The sequence below is a fragment of the Trueperella pyogenes genome (genome assembly GCF_001070855.1).
GTDB lineage: Bacteria > Actinomycetota > Actinomycetes > Actinomycetales > Actinomycetaceae > Pauljensenia > Pauljensenia pyogenes_A.
The window spans coordinates 208,591-225,137 of sequence record NZ_JVLH01000009.1 but is presented as its reverse complement, the minus strand read 5'-3'; the positions used below and the strand labels follow the sequence as shown (position 1 = coordinate 225,137).

Below are 16,547 nucleotides of genomic sequence, written 5' to 3'. Positions count from 1 at the left end.
GAGGGATATGTACGACTTAAACGCTTTCACGCCTGCACAAGCGGCTGATCCCTCTTTACCTGCCGAACTGATCGCCCAACTTGCCGCCGCACGCCCTGACCTGCATGCCGTGCTCTTGGAAAACCCCAGCATGTACCCGCAGCTGCGCCAGTGGATTATCGATACGAATGCTCAGCGCGAGCCCCAGTTCGTCTACGGTTCGGGAGTTGCCGCACCAAGTGGAGCATTTCCCTCTCAGCCTCAAGCTGACTACTTCCCAATCCCCCAAAGCAGCCCTGCGCCGCAGACTCAGGTCTCGCCGCAGAGTGAGGCACCGGTCCCAGGACAGTACGCCTCGGCGCAGGATCAGGCACCGGCCTCGGTAGTGGGGGAAGCGGTGGACTGGAGCTGGGCACAACCGCGCCAAAGCGGGCCACTTCAAGACCTCGAGGCCTTTGCGAATGGCAAGCGCGTGCGCGAACCCGGACAGGGAAGGGGCGGGTCCGCTCTTGTGTGGGCAATTGGGGCCTTTATAGCGCTCTGTGCGGGTGTGATCGCTATTGTTTGGAGCGGCGTACTTTAAGCAGACCGTCCACGCTGAGTAAAGCCAGTGCAACCCAGACGATGCCGGTTGCAATCCAGCGCGTGGGCTCCATGTGCTCGTGGAAAATGCAGACGCCGATGATCAGCTGAATGCTGGGCGAGATGTACTGCAAGAAGCCTAAAAGGCCAAGAGGCAGGCCCTGGGAGGCTTTGGCGAAAGTGAGCAGCGGGATGACGGTGAGGATTCCCGAACCAATCAGAAGAGCCAGGTGAAGCTGCCACGACATGGCTCCGTCTCCCAAGCGAGCAAGCGCATGGAAAGAAGTTGCCTCGTGCGCGGCAAGGTAGATGTAGTAACCCAGAAGAATTGGGATGACCACGGCAGTTTCGATCGTCATTCCATCAAGGGGACGGACCTTGAGCGCGACCTGCTTCTTCACAAGGGAATACAGGCCAAATGATGCGGGTAAGGCCAGCGAGATCCACGGCAAGCGCCCAAGGCCGACAATAATGACCGCGACAGCGATCACACCCAAAACTAATGCGACTCCCTGAAGACGTGAGATCTTTTCGCGCAAGACGATCATGCCCAGAGCAACGGTCAGTAGGGGGTTGATGTAATAGCCAAGTGCGGCATCAGTCGTGTGTCCGATGAGGATCGCGTAAATATAGGTCGTCCAGTTGATAACGACAAGGAATCCCGCTGCGACTAGAGGCCATGTGATCGAGGGGTCGTGGACAATGCGCCACACTCGCGGCAGTGAGCGGGTCAAGGCCAAGGCGATAAAGCACGCAATGAAGGCCCACAGTGCGCGGTGGACGATGATCTCTAGAGAACCTGCGGGATCAAGCAGGTGGAAATAGAGCGGGAAGAAACCCCATAAGACATGGGTACCAATACCTAGTGCAAGGTACTTACCGAAGTGCTCGTGTCGTGTGGGATGTTCGCTGGCCATAGATGCAGGGTATCGGTTTGGGTAGGGAAGTGCCCGGTGGTGTGTGCGATTTTTGTGTGGGCTACCCTGATGGCATGTTCATACGCCCTGCCACTTCCGAGGATCTGGATTTCATCGAGTCTGCTTTTGATCATGCTCGGGAATTCATGCGGGCGAACGGTAACCCGACGCAGTGGCCCAGCGATTACCCCAACCGCAGTGATGCGCTCAACGACATTGAACGAGGCGAGTGCTTCCTTGTTTGTGATGAACAGGGGCCTTTGGCAGTGTTTAGTTTCGCTCGCGGGCCGGAAGAGGAGTATTCCCAGATTGATGGTGCGTGGCACTTCGATGATGAGTATGGCGTGATCCATCGCCTTGCCAGCGTCCGAGGCCGTGGGGTCACTCGCGTGGTCATGGACTTTTGCGCGGGACAAGTCCCGTATTTGCGCTGCGATACGCACCTTGATAACGGACCGATGCGTCGAGCGCTGGAGGCTTATGGCTTTGAGCCGTGCGGGATGATTTCGGTACGAGGCCAGTGCCCGCGAATTGCCTACGATGGGTTGTTTTCTCAAATATCGAAATAGTGTCGAGTAATTACTTGCTGAATCAGCTTTCTTCGTTAGGCTGAGGTTGACCTCAACGACGGCGAGGAGGTGTGGTGGTGTCTGATTCGCAGTCCACGCGTGGAGTGCAGCGAGGGCGCGTAAAGCGCTATTTGCGGTACGTGCTGCGTTTTGTAGGTGCAGTGGTGGGATTCCTATTCGCGATATGGGTGTTTATTGGAATTATCTCGCTCCCTTACATCGATGATCCCCCGCGTGAGGGTGGGGATCTTCCTTTGGAGAAGCGCGTGTCGATTGAGGCCTTTCAGCGTGATGTTGAGCCGCGCATTCTTGCCGCACGAAATGAAATTTTTAGTGGTTCTCAGTCTCTTCGTCCTGAGACTGAGAAGAGCGAAATTAGTCGTCTCTACGATGGATGGGAGCTGTCCAGTCAGAGAGTACGTGGGGGTGCCCAATCCCCAGACCGCGTTGAAGAAATTCTCGGCCGGTATCTCGAACCCCTTGGGTATGTATCGATTGTGCATGATCAGGAGCGTCTGGTTTGGCGTGACAAAAAGAATGGAGGACATGTTGAACTCTTAATTAGAGATCAGTCAATAACTTTTCAATATGACACCCAAGATCGTCCTTCTGATGGTTCTGTGCCTGATCCGCGGGTGTTGATTCCTAATGATTCTCGGGATATTGCTGGATACGTGAGTTCTAGTTTTCCCAGTATTCGGTATTTGGATCGGGATGCACCTGAATTTCCAGAGACTGTTGGCAGTGAGTTGTTGCGTGATCGTCAGTCGGTTGAGGTGTTTGAGCGTGAGGTTGAGCCGGGGATTTTGAGTTTCAGAGACGAAGTTGTTGGTGATTCACCGTATTACGTAGCTCTTTCGCCTAGTGAGATAGATGCGGATGCGAAGGATGTTGTTAAGCGGTATTGGTTTGAGAGTCAGCGTGTTCAGTGTGGTCCGCGTGATGCGGGGCAGGTTATTGAGATGGGAAATTCTCATTTGAATCCGCTGGGCTATGAGTTGGTGTATGACTATGCCAGTTCGGTACCTGGGGTCGGTCATTACCTTGCGTGGGAAGATAAGAAGAATGGTGGGCTTGTGACGGTTATTCTTCGCGAGAAGAATACGGAGTTTAGTTATGAAAGTGGGATTCGTTCTTCTGATGGTTCTGTGCCTGACCCGACGGTGTTGATTCCCAACGACCACCGCGACCTACCAGACCCTCTCGCGTAGCAGCGACCGCGGCCTCGGCTATCCCCTAATACCGACGTGGATGGTGGGAATGTAGACCGGTATGGCCAGTGACGCAAGAAGCTCCTCAAGGCTACTGCGTAAAACTCCTAGATCTGCATACTGCATACCCTGATGCGCTTCGCCCGGAAGACGAGAGGGAAGATAGCGCAAAACCTCGTACTGATCTCCTTCATAGTCCGTATACAATCCGGTTTCGACGAAGCCATTGCGCTGATAGAAGGCCAGTCGCCTTTCGCGCTGATGGAAATTAGAAGCATCGGTAGTCATTGGCTCGATTTCCAAAGCAATGGCAAAACCGGGGAAACGCTCCTTCAACTGGTCAAGAATTCGTGTTCCATATCCCCGTGAGCGAAGCGCGGGATTCGTTGCTAAAAACACGACAAAAAGCAAATCATCTGAGTGAATAGTAAAAGTCACTCCGCAAAAGCCCGAGGGCTCTTCCGGATCAAAATACGCCGTGAAATCAATAGAACGGCGTAGTGCAAGCGCATTCATCACCCATTCAGGAATGAGTTCGGCGGGTGGAAAGGCCTCGGCAAGGAGGCGACGAACCTGCGGGTAGAAGTGGGAATGACGGCGGATGGGCAAAGTGATAAGAGATGACTCGCTTGAACTCACCCTTCCATACTAAATTTCACCCGCATCGGCTGCCTCATGACAATTGTCATGTGAAACTTCGTAAAAACGACACTGTTGTCGATGTCCCTCACAGGCTTGACTTAAAGCATGAACACGGACACTCAAACCACGACCCCAGTGATCCTCGCGAAAGACCTGGTGAAGACCTACGGGAATGTGCACGCGCTCAAGGGCATGAACCTGCGCGTTGATTCCGGTGAAATCGTTGCTTTCCTTGGCCGAAATGGCGCAGGAAAAAGCACAACAATTGACATCATTCTTGGCCTTCAACAGGCAGATAGCGGAAGCGTTGAAGTTTTTGGCATGAGCGCCAAAGAAGCAATCCGCCGCGGCCTGATCGGTGTCGTTCTTCAATCGGGTTCGCTTCCTGGTGACTACAGCGTCGCAGAAATCCTCAAACTCTTCTCGCGCGTCTACAAGCGCACCGAGTCCATTGACCCCCTTGTCGAAGAAACCCACCTTCGACACCTTCTTGGCCGCAAAATCCGCAAGCTATCCGGTGGTGAGCAGCAACGCGTTCGCCTAGCAATGGCGCTCATTCCTGACCCAGAACTCATCATTCTCGACGAACCGACCGCCGGAATGGACGTCACCATGCGCAAGGAGTTCTGGGATCTCATGAGTACCCAGGCCTCGAAAGGTAAGACGATCCTTTTCGCCACTCACTACCTGGCCGAGGCGCAGGACTACGCTCAGCGTACGGTCATCGTCAATGCGGGCCGCGTGAGCGCCGACGCCCCCACCGAAGAAATCCGCCGAGCGCACTCGTCGACGCGCCTGGCCTTCTCTATCCCTGCTTCCTCTCTTGAGGGAGTGCGTGCAGGACTGGCCGCGCGTGCGGCTGAGCTTGGGACAGTGTGGGAGCTTTCCGATATTGCCGAGGTCGATTCCCCCGATTCCTCCCCCGCTTCCTTAGGCGAAGAGGACTTGGCTGCCGATCATTGGCTACGCGTGGAGTTCCACACGACCTTCTCTGACGAGGCCGCTCGACACATCGTCGCTATTCCCCAAGCATGCGAATTCGAGGTTGTTTTCTCCAGCCTCGAGGATGTTTTCGCCGAGCTCACGCAGTAGAACGCAGGGCACGAAGTCCTGTCTTTCACTTTGGCCACCTCGCACCTCTTCTCTAAGGATTCACAATGACGACTCACACTCACGCAGCAACAAACCCCTGGATCAGCCGCCGGGCACTGAGCTCCTGGCAGGGATTTGGGCTTCTCACCTGGAAGTCATTCCTGAAGCTGGTTCTCAATCCCGCTATGTTCGCCTTCGCGCTGATCCTTCCGATCTTCATGTACATGATGTTTGGAGCAGGGCAGGAGTACTCGAAAGAGTGGGCGATCAATGCAAATATTGGCGCAACGGTTTTGGTGTCAATGACCCTGTACGGCGTAATGATCGCTGCCGCATCGGCTGCAACCGTTGTCGCACTTGAGCGAACCTCTGGAATCTCCAGGCTCTTTGCACTGTCCCCCGTGGGTTCGGGCGCCTTCATCTTTTCCCGTTTGATCGCGGCGATCTCTATGAGCGCCCTGGTTATTGTCATTACCTATACCTTCGGATACGCGACCGGAGCACGAATGAGACCCGAGGCCTGGGTTGAAAGTGGGCTCATCACCTTGGCTGCGTCGGTGATTTCCGCGGCCCTTGGTCTGGCGCTGGCCTTCCTCATGCGCTCAGATACTGCCTTCGCGGTGATTAATGGTGTCGTTGTCTTGGGTGCTTTCCTTGCGGGAATGTTCATTCCGATTAGCTCCATGGGGTCGATATTTAAGACGCTCGCTCCCTATAGCCCCTTCTATGGACTCTTCAACCTCTCTCAGCTGCCCCTCTACGGTTTCGATAATTTCGAATGGAAATGGGTGATTTCCACGGTCGCGTGGTTTGTTCCCATGGCACTGCTTGCGATCTGGGCACAGCGCAGGGACACTGATCGCTAAGAAGTCCGGCGCAGTCGGGCGCGCTCTCGCACTACTTTCATTGCCAATGACTGGGGAAGGACCGGAATGAGCACCAAAACTCAGGGGACAGATGCCTCGTGGTCACAGCGTCACCCGCGCTTGTCCGCGGTGCTGTGGGCGCTGCCCTACCTGGTTTTCTTGGCCTTTCCCTTGGGGATGATTCCTTCCGTTGAATCTCCCAGGATGATCGCGCTGATCCTCACCCTGGTCTTTGGTGTTGCCGCTGCTGATATCGCAATTTACATCGTCAATCCAACCCCTGAATGGGGAGCGCGCATCACCAAGAAAATGTGGATCTCGCACGGGATCTTGCTGGCCCTGGTGATTGCACTGGGACTCGTCCTGGTTGTCGCCGGCGCATCGCGAGTAACCTCGGCCCTTTTCATCACCTACTCGATTGCAGGCTGGAACCTTCAAGCTCCCAAGAGATATGTGGTTCCCGGCCTAGTGGCACTTGTCGGCTGGGAAGTCATTGCCATCTTGCTGCCCATTGGCAGTATCGACGCAGTGGCCTTGAGCTATGCGATCATCGCGCTGCTGATGGTTTTGGGATTAACCCTGGCCGTGCGCCGCAGTTTCGATAATCGCCACTCAGAGCAACAACGTCAACGCCAAGCAATCAGCCTGGTTCGCGAGCGCGAGCGCCTGCGTTTTGCCGGGGATCTTCACGATATTTTGGGGCACTCGCTGACGGTCATCACCATGAAGAATGAGCTCGCCCAGCGCTTGCTTTCCGTGGGAAAGATTGCCGAGGCCAGTGAGCAGATTGCGCAGACCCTGGAGTTATCCCGCCAGGCAAAAGAAGATCTGCGTGGAATCATCGCTGCTTCGCGAAGCCTGTCCGCCGAGGAAGAGGTCGAGTCGGCCCGTGAACTATGCGAGCAAGCGGGAATCGAATTTATCGCTGACATTCAGGGCGAAATCCCACCCGGTCCCAGGGCAACTTTGGCTGCACATGTCATCCGAGAGGGGACTGCCAACGCGATTACTCACGCTCGTCCCTCCACAATCAGTGTCCGCCTGACACCTGATGAGGTCCTGGTGGAAAACGACGGGTATTCACGCAGCTATTCGGAGGCCTCGGCAGGGGGAGGAGCCGGATTGGAAGGACTGCGTGAGCGGGCGGCCTCGGAAGGGGAGATGACCTGGGGGAGCCAGGGGAATACGTGGATACTGCGCCTGACCTTCCGCGGGGAATCCTCCTAAGCGGAAGATAGAATTGGCTGGTCAAGTACTGGCGCGCAAAAGGAATGCCAATGATTCACGTGATTGTGGCCGATGATCAGGCCTTGATTCGTGGTGCCTTGAGCGCGCTTATTGACTTGGAAGACGATATGCGCGTCGTCGCTCAGGCCGCTGATGGTCGCGAGGCCATCGCCGCAGTCGAGGCATATACCGCCGAGAATTCCCGTGGTGACCAGGCTTCGAAAGCCGCCTCGACACTGGTCGTCATTATGGACGTTGAAATGCCCGTGATGGATGGAATTAGTGCAGCCGCGGCCTTGAAAGAGCGCGGGGCGAATGCACGAGTTCTCATGGTGACGACCTTCGGGCGTCCCGGGTACGTCCAGCGCGCATTGGACGCGGGAGCCGTTGGATTCATTGTCAAAGACGCACCGGCCGAGCAGCTCCTAGAAGCAATCCGACGAACTTCCCAAGGACTGCGCACGGTCGATCCTGCGCTCGCAGTCGATGCGCTCACCAAAGGTCAAAGCCCGCTCAGCGCGCGCGAAGTTGAAGTTCTGCGCGCTTTTGAAAGCGGGGGGACCGTGGAGGATGTGGCCTCGGAGCTCATGTTGTCGGCGGGGACGGTGCGCAACTACGTGAGCTCGGCGATGGATAAGACCCACGCGCGAACGAGAGCTGAGGCACTCAAGGTAGCAACAGAAAACGGGTGGTTGTAAACTGAGATTCCATGGTAAACAGCTATGGACGTCGTCAAGAGACGCAGGAAAACGTTACTCGCCACATCTTCGTCACCGGAGGTGTGGTTTCTTCTTTAGGTAAGGGTTTGACGGCCTCTTCGCTGGGGCGTCTGCTGCGTTCGCGCGGTTTGAGTGTCGCCATGCAAAAGCTTGACCCCTATATCAACGTCGATCCCGGGACGATGAACCCCTTCCAGCACGGTGAGGTTTTCGTCACTGAAGACGGCGCGGAAACCGACCTTGATATCGGCCACTACGAGCGCTTCTTGGACGTGAACCTCTCCGGCGCGGCGAACGCGACGACCGGCCAGGTGTACTCCACGGTTATTGCAAAGGAACGCCGCGGCGAATACCTGGGCGATACCGTCCAGGTCATCCCTCACATCACCGATGAAATCAAGCGCGTCATGCGCGCGCAGGCCATCCCCGATGCCGAGGGCAATGCCCCTGATGTCATCATCACCGAAATCGGTGGCACGGTTGGCGATATCGAATCACAGCCCTTCTTGGAGGCTGCGCGTCAGGTGCGCGCCGACCTGGGCCGCGACAATGTTGCCTTTGTGCACGTCGCACTGATCCCCTTCCTTCCCGCTGCCGGTGAGCTCAAGACCAAGCCGACCCAGCACTCTGTGGCCGCGCTGCGCTCTATCGGTATTCAGCCCGATGCGCTGGTGCTGCGTACGGACCGTCCGCTGCCCGAGGGAATTAAGGGCAAGGTTGCACTCATGTGCGACGTCGACCGGGATGCTGTCATCGAATGTAAGGATGCGGCCTCGATCTATGAGGTTCCCCCGACGCTGCATCGCGAGGGCTTGGATGCCTTCCTTGTTCAGCGTCTTGGCCTGACTTTCCGCGACGTGGACTGGAGCGAGTGGAACGAGCTGCTTGAGCGCGTTGAATCACCGAAGTACCGCGTTGAGGTTGCGTTGGTTGGTAAGTACATTGACCTGCACGACGCTTACCTTTCTGTTTCCGAGGCCGTGAAGCACGGTGGCTTTGCAAATAACGCTCGCGTTGACCTGCGTTGGGTTGCCTCCGACACCTGTGAAACCCCCGAGGGTGCGCAAAAGGCTCTGGGTGGCGTTGATGCGATCATCGTCCCCGGCGGTTTTGGTATCCGAGGCATTGAAGGCAAGTTGGGTGCGCTGCGTTGGGCACGCGAGCACAAGATCCCGACCTTGGGATTGTGCTTGGGCTTGCAGTGCATGGTGATCGAGGCCGCGCGTGACCTGCTTGGCTTGGCTGGAGCTTCCTCGACGGAAATGGATCCCGAGACCCCGGATCCGGTTGTTCACACCATGGATTCGCAGGTCGACATTGTTGAGGGAGATGGCGATCTGGGCGGAACCATGCGATTGGGCGCATACCCCGCGGTCCTTCAGGAAGGTTCTATTGTTGCCGAGGCCTATGGGAAGACCAAGGTTTCGGAGCGCCACCGTCACCGTTTCGAGGTGAACAATGATTACCGCGATCAGCTGGAATCGGTTGGTCTGCACATCTCGGGTACATCACCCGATGGAAACCTGGTCGAGTTTGTTGAGCTGGATCGTTCCTTGCACCCCTACTACGTGGCAACTCAGGCGCACCCCGAGTTCAAGTCGCGTCCGACGAAGGCTCACCCGCTATTCGCGGGCCTGGTTCGTGCCGCACTTGCGCGTCACGCAGAGAACTACGCTGCGCGCGGTGGGCGTAAGTAAGGGCTGTTGAGCTCTCATACCGATCTCACGGGGTCTTGAGCTGTTCTGGCTCAGGGCCCCGTGGGCTATTTGGGGTCTACAAAAGAAAAACTGAAGGCCATACACGGCTTTAGGCTACGACCGATCGGCCCCAATAACCGTATTTCCGGGCACGAAGATTGGATCAAGCAGGGTCAATCCGTGCACGGGGCGGTGGATCTTGGCCTCGAAATCTGACGATGTCGTCGACTCATGTCCCTCAGTATCTACGTCCGCTTCCTTTCGAGGCTCCCCATCGATTTGGGCAACTAGCATCTCAACCGCTCGCCTCAAAAGCTCATCCGGCCGGGTATCAAAATGGTCGACATTGAAAAGACAGTGGGCTCGCTCTGCATGCCATCCGCTGGCAACCAGTGAGACATCGCGTCCTGGTCTAATTCCCAGATCCATTAGCGCATTGCACCAGTCATCAGCGGAAATCGTCGGCCCCAGAATGTAGGAATCAACTCGTCCCTCGCCGGCAATTTGGCCGACCAAGTGGCGAATTGCCTGAATCCCAGTTCCGCAGGTTCGTGAGAGCAGAGGAATCCCAAGCTCACCAGCAGTATCCACAACCGCTTGCTTAAACTGTGCGACGAAGTTCAAGGACTGCACATCTGTGCTGGCCGAGTGCACGAAAGCAACATTGCGTGCCCCCGCGTCGCGAATACGGTGCACGGCCTGGGTGCCGGCCTCGTAATAGTCCACGTCAATGGACTGGATCGGCGACTTAAAGGGCCCGGGCCCGGGAGTACCAACGAAAACCGTTGGAATCTTTCCCTCGGCCACGACCTCCAAGCGGGGATCATTGAAGCGAACTTCCATGATGAACAGACCATCGCACAGCGCGGTTGTCATGACGCGACGCAGCCCAGCCGCTCCCTCGTTCGCGGTGATCAAAAGCAGATCAAAATCATGTTCACGCAAGAGCTGTGCCAGTGAGATCAGCATGTAGTGCTGGTCCGCCCCATCCGCACCCTCGTGGTAGGGGATGACAACTCCAAGCACGCGCGACTTGCGTGAGCGCAGTGAACGAGCGCCCGCATGAGGCTGGTAGCCCAGTTCTTTCATTGCAATTTGGACACGTTTTTCCGTCTCCGGAGACACTGTCCGTCTGCCGCTCATGACGTAGGAGACCGTGGTTTGTGAGACTCCCGCCAGTTTTGCGACATCTCTACTGGTTGGCTGACGTGCCATCAGTTCCTCCTGCTCTCTTGACAGGAACGCTTTTACTACTTATCTTGAGTTTCACATCACACGCGAGCAGCGATGCTCGCAAAAAATTTTTACATAACGAATACGTATGCGTAATGGATATTACCAGAAAAACTCCTGCATAGAAGCATGGAGCGAATACGTATTCGTACTCTTCGCTAAGGAGTCATAGGTGTATACGAAGAAGGAGTACCCGGGCGCAGTCGAACTCTCCTATGCGCACGAGTTCATCCGCATTGAGGCCTGGGGTCGCAATGCACTTCGCGTGCGCATAGGCCCCAATGCGAACTTCCCCCAGGGACTGGGCGCGCTCGAGGCCGCACCCCTTAGTGGCCTCGGCGCGACCTCTGGAGCACCCACGGACCCGTTTGCTGAAACCCAGGCTTCGGCAAGGACTACCGGGAATGAACCATGCTCTGTCACCGAAATCCCCGGCTACGATCGCCCCGAAGAAGTCTTTTCCAACGGACGAATCAGCGTGGTTGCAAACCTTGACGGTGGAACCGGAATTGCCCGATTCCTTCTGGATTTCCACAAGGATGGCGAATCCATCCTGCGCGAAGCCCCCGAACACTTCTGGTGGCCGGGAGCCCACGGAATCTACCCGGGCTTCGGCGGAAACGAAGTGCACCAATGCTTTGCCTCGGACCCCGCTGAGCGTTTCTACGGAATGGGCCAGCACTCCTACGACTTCCTTGATCACAAGGGCGTCGTCTCCGATCTGGTCCAGCGAAACGGCGAAGTCTCCATCCCCTTCGTCCTCTCAGACAAAGGCTATGGATTCCTGTGGAACAACCCCAGTGTTGGCCGTGTGGAATTCGCCAAAGAAGCCACCCGCTGGGTCGCGCAGGCAAGCGAATGGATCGACTACTGGGTGTGCGTAGGAGACACTCCTAAGGAAATCCTCCAGTCCTACGCCGACGCGGTGGGCCACGCACCCCGAATTCCTCAGTGGGCACTGGGCTTGTGGCAATCCAAACTGCGCTACACCAGCCAAAACGAACTTATGGAAGTCGCCCGCGAATACCACCGCCGAGGCCTTCCCCTCTCTGTCATCGTTACCGACTTCATCCACTGGCCGGCAATGGGGGAGTGGCGCTTTGACCCAAGCGAATACCCCGACCCCGAAGCGATGATGGCCGAACTGGACGAAATGGGCACCAAGCTCATGGTTTCCGTGTGGCCCACGGTCTCGCCCCTTGCCGAAACAGATGCGGAAATCCGCGCAAAAGGTTTATTGGTCGGCACCGAAGCAGGAGTTGAATACCACCAAACCTTCCGTGATAAGGGAATGGATCGCCCGCTTCCCGTCGCCTTCTACGACCCGACGAATCCGACGGCGCGCGACTACGTGTGGAACAAGCTCAAGAACAACTACTTCGATCTGGGCGTGCGCGTGTTCTGGCTGGATGCCTGCGAGCCCGAGCTCAATCCCGGTCACCCCTCGAACCTGCGTTTTTATGCGGGAAAGGGCCTGAATGTCTCGAACCTTTACCCACGCGAGAATGCCCGCATGATCTGGGAAGGTATGCGTGAAGAGGGCGAAGATGAATTCCTGACCCTGTGCCGCAGCGCCTGGGCAGGCCAGGCAAAGTACGGCGCCGCCGTGTGGAGTGGAGATATCGGCCCCACCTGGGAGGCCCTCTACACGCAGGTCCGAGCCGGACAATCCATTGGAATCGCAGGAATCCCCTGGTGGACCAGTGATATCGGAGGCTTCCACGGAGGCGATGCCAGCGATCCCGCATATCAGGAACTCTTCGCACGCTGGTTCGAATTCGGAACCTTCTGCCCACTCATGCGCGTTCACGGACACCGCGAACCCCGCGAAGATGTGGCCTCGGAAAACCCCGGCGGCCCCAACGAAATCTGGTCCTATGGCGAGGAAGTCGCGGATATCTGCTCCCGCTACATCCTCCTACGCGAAACCCTTCGCCCTTACCTCACTCGCGTGATGGACGAGGCCAGCGAACGCGGAATCCCCGCCATGCGCGCCCTCTTCCTGGAATTCCCCGAGGACGAGCGCTGTTGGAGCTGGGACGGGGAGTTCTTCTTGGGTCCCGACCTCTTGGTTTCCCCGATTACCGAGGCCGGCTCCCGCACTGCCCGCGTCTACCTTCCCCAGGGTGCGCGGTGGCGCCAACTTCTCATCGCCCCAAGCCGCGGTGATGAGGATCAAGAGGCCACGGCCTCGTACATGCTTGGTGAGACTTTCGAAGGCGGAAGTGAACTCACCATAGATGCACCACTGGAGTGCATCCCATTATTCATCCGTGAAAACACGGATCTAGATAGTTGGTTGACGGACAACTATCGACACTCAAAGGAGAGAAAGAATGGCATACGCATCTAAGCGCGCAATGCGCGGGATTGCCTTCTTCGGTGCCGGCGTAATGGCACTGGGATTGGCAGCATGCTCCGGGACGAAGACGGATTCGGCCGACTCCGGCAGCGCATCCGGCGGTCAAGTAACCGTTGAGATGTGGGACTACCTGAGCGGTGAAACCGCCAATGACTCGATCAATGCATCGATCGCTGAGTTCGAGAAGGCCAACCCCGACATCAAGGTCAAGCGCACCACCTTTGCGTTTGCAGACCTGTCCAAGTCCATCCTTCAGGGCTCGGTCGGCGGTCAGGTTCCCGATGTCGCAGTCGTCGACGTTGTCGACAACCAGAACTTCGCATCCCTGGGAATGCTCAAGGATCTGAGCAACGACGGAATCAATAAGTCTGACTTCTTCGATGGCCCCTGGTCCTCGGTCGTCTACGAGGGCAAGACCTACGGCATTCCGCTGAACTCCAACAACCTGGCTCTGTACTACAACAAGCAGATGCTTAAGGACGCGGGCGTTGAGGTTCCGACCGACTGGGCATCCCTCAAGGACGTCGCAAAGAAGACCACCAAGGGTGACGTGAAGGGCCTCGCGATCTCGGCCGTGAAGTCCGAGTCCGCTACCTTCCAGATTCTGCCCTTCGTGTGGCAGACCGGCGGTGACCTGAACGATTACGCCACCTCTGGCGCAACCGCTCTGGCCTACCTGCGTGGCCTGATCGACGACGGTTCCATGTCCGAGGCCGTTTCGAACTACACCCAGGAAGACGCACGTACCCAGTTCATCACCGGCAAGTCCGCCATGATGATCAATGGCCCCTGGGAGCTGTCAACCCTGACCAAGGACGCCCAGTTTGACTGGGATGTTGCGCCTCTGCCCAAGGACAAGCGTGCAGCAACCTCGATGGGTGGCGAAAACGTTGTCGTTATGAACGGTGCCAAGCAGTCTGATGCAGCAGTCAAGCTCGCAAAGTTTCTGACCAGCGCAGAAGGCGCCAAGATCTACTGCGATGGCTCCGGCCAGCTGTCCTCTCGCCCCGACCTGCAGGGCAAGCTCAAGCTCTCGAACGATGCAAAGCTCAAGGTCTTCGAAAGCCAGCTTGCTGACGCACACGCACGTGCATACGGCAAGGATTACCCGAAGATTTCTGAGGCCATCCAGCTGTCCATGCAGGAAGCTCTGACGGGCGCATCGACCCCCGAGGCCGCAGCAAAGAAGGCCGCGGACTCAATCAACCCCTTGCTGCCCAAGAAGTGAGTAGCGCAAGAAACCGGTTTGCTTGGGGCGATCGCGCCTAGGCAACCAACACACACATAAAGTTCCCCGCGCGAGTGGGAACGCAACGATGAGCAACGGCTTGAAGCCGCAGCGAATCTCCCGCTCGCGTGGGGAAACATCCCTGTTTTGGTGCTGGCAGGCCACTGAGTCCGCCAGGCCACAACAGTATTCCCACACAAACCTCGGATCTGTGAGTGAATTTCGATGGCGCGAACGAAAACAGCGGGCCACGACGACGGATCACGTTCTTTGGCGCGAACACGGCGTCTAGGACTGCTTCTGGCGTTACCCGCACTGATTTACATAACGATTTTTCTTGTTGTCCCACTGATCTATAACATCTGGCTGTCCATCTCTGACGCGAACGGCGCAAACCTCATTTCGGGTGACTATCACCCCACAGGCCTGGCGAACTATGAAGCGATGGTCAAGAGCCCAGGCTTCTGGAATGGCGTGAAGCTCTCCATCATCTGGACAGTTGCCTCACTTGCCCTGCAATTCCTTGTTGGTTATGCGCTGGCCTTGTTCTTCCGCAAACCTTTCCCGGGTAATGGCATCATTCGCGCGCTCCTATTGGTCGCGTGGATCCTTCCCGCTGTTGTCACGGGCACGATCTTCCGTTGGATGTTCGACTCTGACTTCGGCGTGATCAACTACTTCTTGATGAGCCTGCATATTACTGATCACCCGGTGTTGTGGCTGACCGGTCCAACAACCGCAATGATTGCAATCGTCGTTGCGAACCTGTGGGTTGGTATGCCCTTCAATATGCTGCTGATCCTTTCAGGACTTCACACCATCGATGACGGCCTGTACGAGGCCGCAGAGGTCGACGGCGCTGGCCCAATTCGTACCTTCTTCTCCATCACTGAACCACTCATGCGCCCCGTGGTGATTTCACTGCTCTTGCTTGGCGTCATCAATACCTACAAGGTCTTCGACCTGATCTACACCATGACCAAGGGCGGTCCTGTCGAGGCGACCACAACCCTGCCGATCTTCACCTACCTGCAAACCTTCAAGGTTTTCGACTTTGGTAACGGTGCTGCGGCTTCAATGCTGACCATGGTTTTACCGCTGGCTCTGTCGTGGTTCTACGTTCGTTCGCTGGATAAGGAGGACCAGTGATGTCTGAAAAGACCGCTGAAGTTCAAGAAAAAGTCCAGACCGTGGCGGACGAAAGTTCACCTAAAGGCGGGGCGCTTTCCGCCGCCTCGGGAATAAAGGGCTTAGCGAAGACGAAGCGCGAAAAGCGCGAGGGGCGTGTCCGGATTGGGAAATCCGCATTCGCGTGGGTCATGGCAATTTTCTACCTGTTCCCCGTCTACTGGATGGTGTGTACGGCCTTCAAGACGCAGATGGAAACCTTTGCGCAGCCCCCGCACCTGATTCCGCAAAACCCAACCCTGGCCTCGTTTAGGGTCGCTTTCAGTGACAACTTCGGGATCTGGAAGGCGCTGGGAAATTCAGCAATCATCGCAGCCGGATGTTTGGTGCTGACACTGCTCTTTGCAATTCCTGCCGCCTACGCAATTGCACGAATGAGAAGCACAATCACAACGGGCATGTTGATCTTGCTCAGTGTTGTCCAGCTGCTTCCCGCGATCGCAATCTCGATTCCGATGTTCGTGCTTTTCCGTCACGCTGGAATGGTCAACACCCTTCCCTCGATCATCTTGGCGGATGTGACGGGAACACTACCCTTTGCGATCATCATGCTGCGCCCCTTCTTCAAGCAGTTCCCCAAGGAAGTTGAAGAGGCCGCGCGACTTGATGGACTAGGCATCATTGGAACCATTGTCCGAGTCGTCATCCCGACGATTCGTCCCGGTGTCATTATGATCGGTTCCTTCTCCTTCTTGATGACATGGGGTGAATTTACCTTTGCCTTGACCTTGCTCACGAAGGCGGATCTGCAGCCTTTGACGGTTGCGTTGAACCGACTCATTGGCCAGTACGCAACGAACTGGAATGACCTGATGGCCGTCGCAACGGTTATTGCGATCCCCGTCTTGATCCTGTTCGTCGCCCTTCAGAAGTACATCGTTGCCGGCCTTGCCGGCGGCGCGACGAAGGGGTGAAACCCTGACCCTAAAAGTTGGGTGGTGAGTTGCTTGGGGGCGTCGGTGTGTGGGCCGATGCCCCCAAGTTTGTGCCTGAAAGGCAGGAAGAGGGCGTTGCCGAGGCTGGGCCGAGTTGCTC

15 protein-coding genes are annotated in these 16,547 nt (G+C 56.7%); 12 read left to right on the top strand and 3 right to left on the bottom strand.

All coding sequences use genetic code 11. The features are described 5' to 3' along the window. Nucleotides 1-7: 7 nt before the first annotated feature. Nucleotides 8-562, top strand: a complete 555-nt coding sequence (locus tag ADG72_RS04415; protein ID WP_048712586.1) for a hypothetical protein — start codon at nt 8-10, stop codon at nt 560-562. Here the strand turns inward: ADG72_RS04415 and rarD are convergent. Then, nucleotides 537-1,478, bottom strand: coding sequence for an EamA family transporter RarD (rarD, locus tag ADG72_RS04410; protein WP_019126692.1), 942 nt, complete (start codon nt 1,476-1,478; stop codon nt 537-539). The two genes, ADG72_RS04415 and rarD, sit on opposite strands and share 26 nt — an antisense overlap. A gap of 74 nt (nt 1,479-1,552) precedes the next feature. On the opposite strand from rarD, the gene ADG72_RS04405 reads away from it, so the two are divergent. Together ADG72_RS04405 and ADG72_RS04400 are read left to right on the top strand one after the other, a co-directional pair. Beyond that, a complete protein-coding gene (locus tag ADG72_RS04405) occupies nt 1,553-2,047 on the top strand; it encodes a GNAT family N-acetyltransferase (RefSeq protein WP_048713051.1) in 495 nt (164 codons plus the stop codon). Nucleotides 2,048-2,313: 266 nt separating this feature from the next. Next, nucleotides 2,314-3,258: a DUF4853 domain-containing protein gene (locus ADG72_RS04400; protein ID WP_239667658.1), complete on the top strand. Its 945-nt coding sequence runs from the start codon at nt 2,314-2,316 to the stop codon at nt 3,256-3,258. Between the two features lie 18 nt (nt 3,259-3,276). Here ADG72_RS04400 and ADG72_RS04395 read toward each other — a convergent pair whose 3' ends face one another. Further along, entirely contained in the window at nt 3,277-3,897 is a 621-nt protein-coding gene (locus ADG72_RS04395) for a GNAT family N-acetyltransferase (RefSeq protein ID WP_065427149.1), read from the bottom strand. A 108-nt stretch (nt 3,898-4,005) separates the two neighbouring features. Here ADG72_RS04395 and ADG72_RS04390 point away from each other — a divergent pair, with 108 nt between their 5' ends. The 5 genes from ADG72_RS04390 (at nt 4,006) to ADG72_RS04370 (ending at nt 9,501) form a co-directional block, all read left to right on the top strand. Next, the gene (locus tag ADG72_RS04390; RefSeq protein ID WP_048712583.1) at nt 4,006-4,992 is read left to right on the top strand and encodes an ABC transporter ATP-binding protein; all 987 of its coding nucleotides are present in this window, start codon (nt 4,006-4,008) and stop codon (nt 4,990-4,992) included. Nucleotides 4,993-5,057: 65 nt separating this feature from the next. Then, on the top strand, nt 5,058-5,858 hold the full coding sequence (locus tag ADG72_RS04385) for an ABC transporter permease (protein WP_019126687.1): 801 nt from the start codon (nt 5,058-5,060) through the stop codon (nt 5,856-5,858). A 66-nt stretch (nt 5,859-5,924) separates the two neighbouring features. Beyond that, a complete protein-coding gene (locus tag ADG72_RS04380) occupies nt 5,925-7,085 on the top strand; it encodes a sensor histidine kinase (protein WP_048712579.1) in 1,161 nt (386 codons plus the stop codon). 50 nt (nt 7,086-7,135) lie between these two features. Then, the gene (locus tag ADG72_RS04375; protein ID WP_048712577.1) at nt 7,136-7,783 is read left to right on the top strand and encodes a response regulator transcription factor; all 648 of its coding nucleotides are present in this window, start codon (nt 7,136-7,138) and stop codon (nt 7,781-7,783) included. A gap of 11 nt (nt 7,784-7,794) precedes the next feature. Continuing rightward, nucleotides 7,795-9,501 (top strand): CTP synthase, encoded by a 1,707-nt coding sequence (locus tag ADG72_RS04370; RefSeq protein ID WP_048712574.1) that lies wholly within the window; start codon nt 7,795-7,797, stop codon nt 9,499-9,501. A 114-nt stretch (nt 9,502-9,615) separates the two neighbouring features. Here ADG72_RS04370 and ADG72_RS04365 read toward each other — a convergent pair whose 3' ends face one another. Next, nucleotides 9,616-10,716, bottom strand: coding sequence for a LacI family DNA-binding transcriptional regulator (locus ADG72_RS04365; RefSeq protein WP_048712571.1), 1,101 nt, complete (start codon nt 10,714-10,716; stop codon nt 9,616-9,618). 190 nt (nt 10,717-10,906) lie between these two features. Here ADG72_RS04365 and ADG72_RS04360 point away from each other — a divergent pair, with 190 nt between their 5' ends. From ADG72_RS04360 to ADG72_RS04345, 4 genes are all read left to right on the top strand, one after another. After that, nucleotides 10,907-13,087 carry a TIM-barrel domain-containing protein gene (locus tag ADG72_RS04360; protein ID WP_048712567.1) on the top strand — a complete coding sequence of 727 codons (2,181 nt, stop codon included), beginning with the start codon at nt 10,907-10,909 and terminating at the stop codon, nt 13,085-13,087. Beyond that, nucleotides 13,071-14,324 (top strand): sugar ABC transporter substrate-binding protein, encoded by a 1,254-nt coding sequence (locus tag ADG72_RS04355; RefSeq protein WP_048712565.1) that lies wholly within the window; start codon nt 13,071-13,073, stop codon nt 14,322-14,324. The genes ADG72_RS04360 and ADG72_RS04355 overlap by 17 nt, the downstream gene beginning before the upstream one ends. Nucleotides 14,325-14,549: 225 nt before the next feature. After that, nucleotides 14,550-15,473 (top strand): carbohydrate ABC transporter permease, encoded by a 924-nt coding sequence (locus ADG72_RS04350; protein ID WP_048712558.1) that lies wholly within the window; start codon nt 14,550-14,552, stop codon nt 15,471-15,473. After that, a complete protein-coding gene (locus ADG72_RS04345) occupies nt 15,473-16,426 on the top strand; it encodes a carbohydrate ABC transporter permease (RefSeq protein WP_048712555.1) in 954 nt (317 codons plus the stop codon). Before ADG72_RS04350 ends, ADG72_RS04345 begins: the two co-directional genes overlap by 1 nt. The last annotated feature ends 121 nt before the right edge of the window (nt 16,427-16,547 follow it).

What these genes read in the sequence shown, in the direction of transcription:
- ADG72_RS04415 (WP_048712586.1), top strand. Translation starts at nt 8, where the DNA reads ATGTACGACTTAAACGCTTTCACGCCTGCACAAGCGGCTGATCCCTCT.
- rarD (WP_019126692.1), bottom strand. Translation starts at nt 1,478, where the DNA reads ATGGCCAGCGAACATCCCACACGACACGAGCACTTCGGTAAGTACCTT.
- ADG72_RS04405 (WP_048713051.1), top strand. Translation starts at nt 1,553, where the DNA reads ATGTTCATACGCCCTGCCACTTCCGAGGATCTGGATTTCATCGAGTCT.
- ADG72_RS04390 (WP_048712583.1), top strand. Translation starts at nt 4,006, where the DNA reads ATGAACACGGACACTCAAACCACGACCCCAGTGATCCTCGCGAAAGAC.
- ADG72_RS04385 (WP_019126687.1), top strand. Translation starts at nt 5,058, where the DNA reads ATGACGACTCACACTCACGCAGCAACAAACCCCTGGATCAGCCGCCGG.
- ADG72_RS04380 (WP_048712579.1), top strand. Translation starts at nt 5,925, where the DNA reads ATGAGCACCAAAACTCAGGGGACAGATGCCTCGTGGTCACAGCGTCAC.
- ADG72_RS04375 (WP_048712577.1), top strand. Translation starts at nt 7,136, where the DNA reads ATGATTCACGTGATTGTGGCCGATGATCAGGCCTTGATTCGTGGTGCC.
- ADG72_RS04370 (WP_048712574.1), top strand. Translation starts at nt 7,795, where the DNA reads ATGGTAAACAGCTATGGACGTCGTCAAGAGACGCAGGAAAACGTTACT.
- ADG72_RS04365 (WP_048712571.1), bottom strand. Translation starts at nt 10,716, where the DNA reads ATGGCACGTCAGCCAACCAGTAGAGATGTCGCAAAACTGGCGGGAGTC.
- ADG72_RS04355 (WP_048712565.1), top strand. Translation starts at nt 13,071, where the DNA reads ATGGCATACGCATCTAAGCGCGCAATGCGCGGGATTGCCTTCTTCGGT.
- ADG72_RS04350 (WP_048712558.1), top strand. Translation starts at nt 14,550, where the DNA reads ATGGCGCGAACGAAAACAGCGGGCCACGACGACGGATCACGTTCTTTG.
- ADG72_RS04345 (WP_048712555.1), top strand. Translation starts at nt 15,473, where the DNA reads ATGTCTGAAAAGACCGCTGAAGTTCAAGAAAAAGTCCAGACCGTGGCG.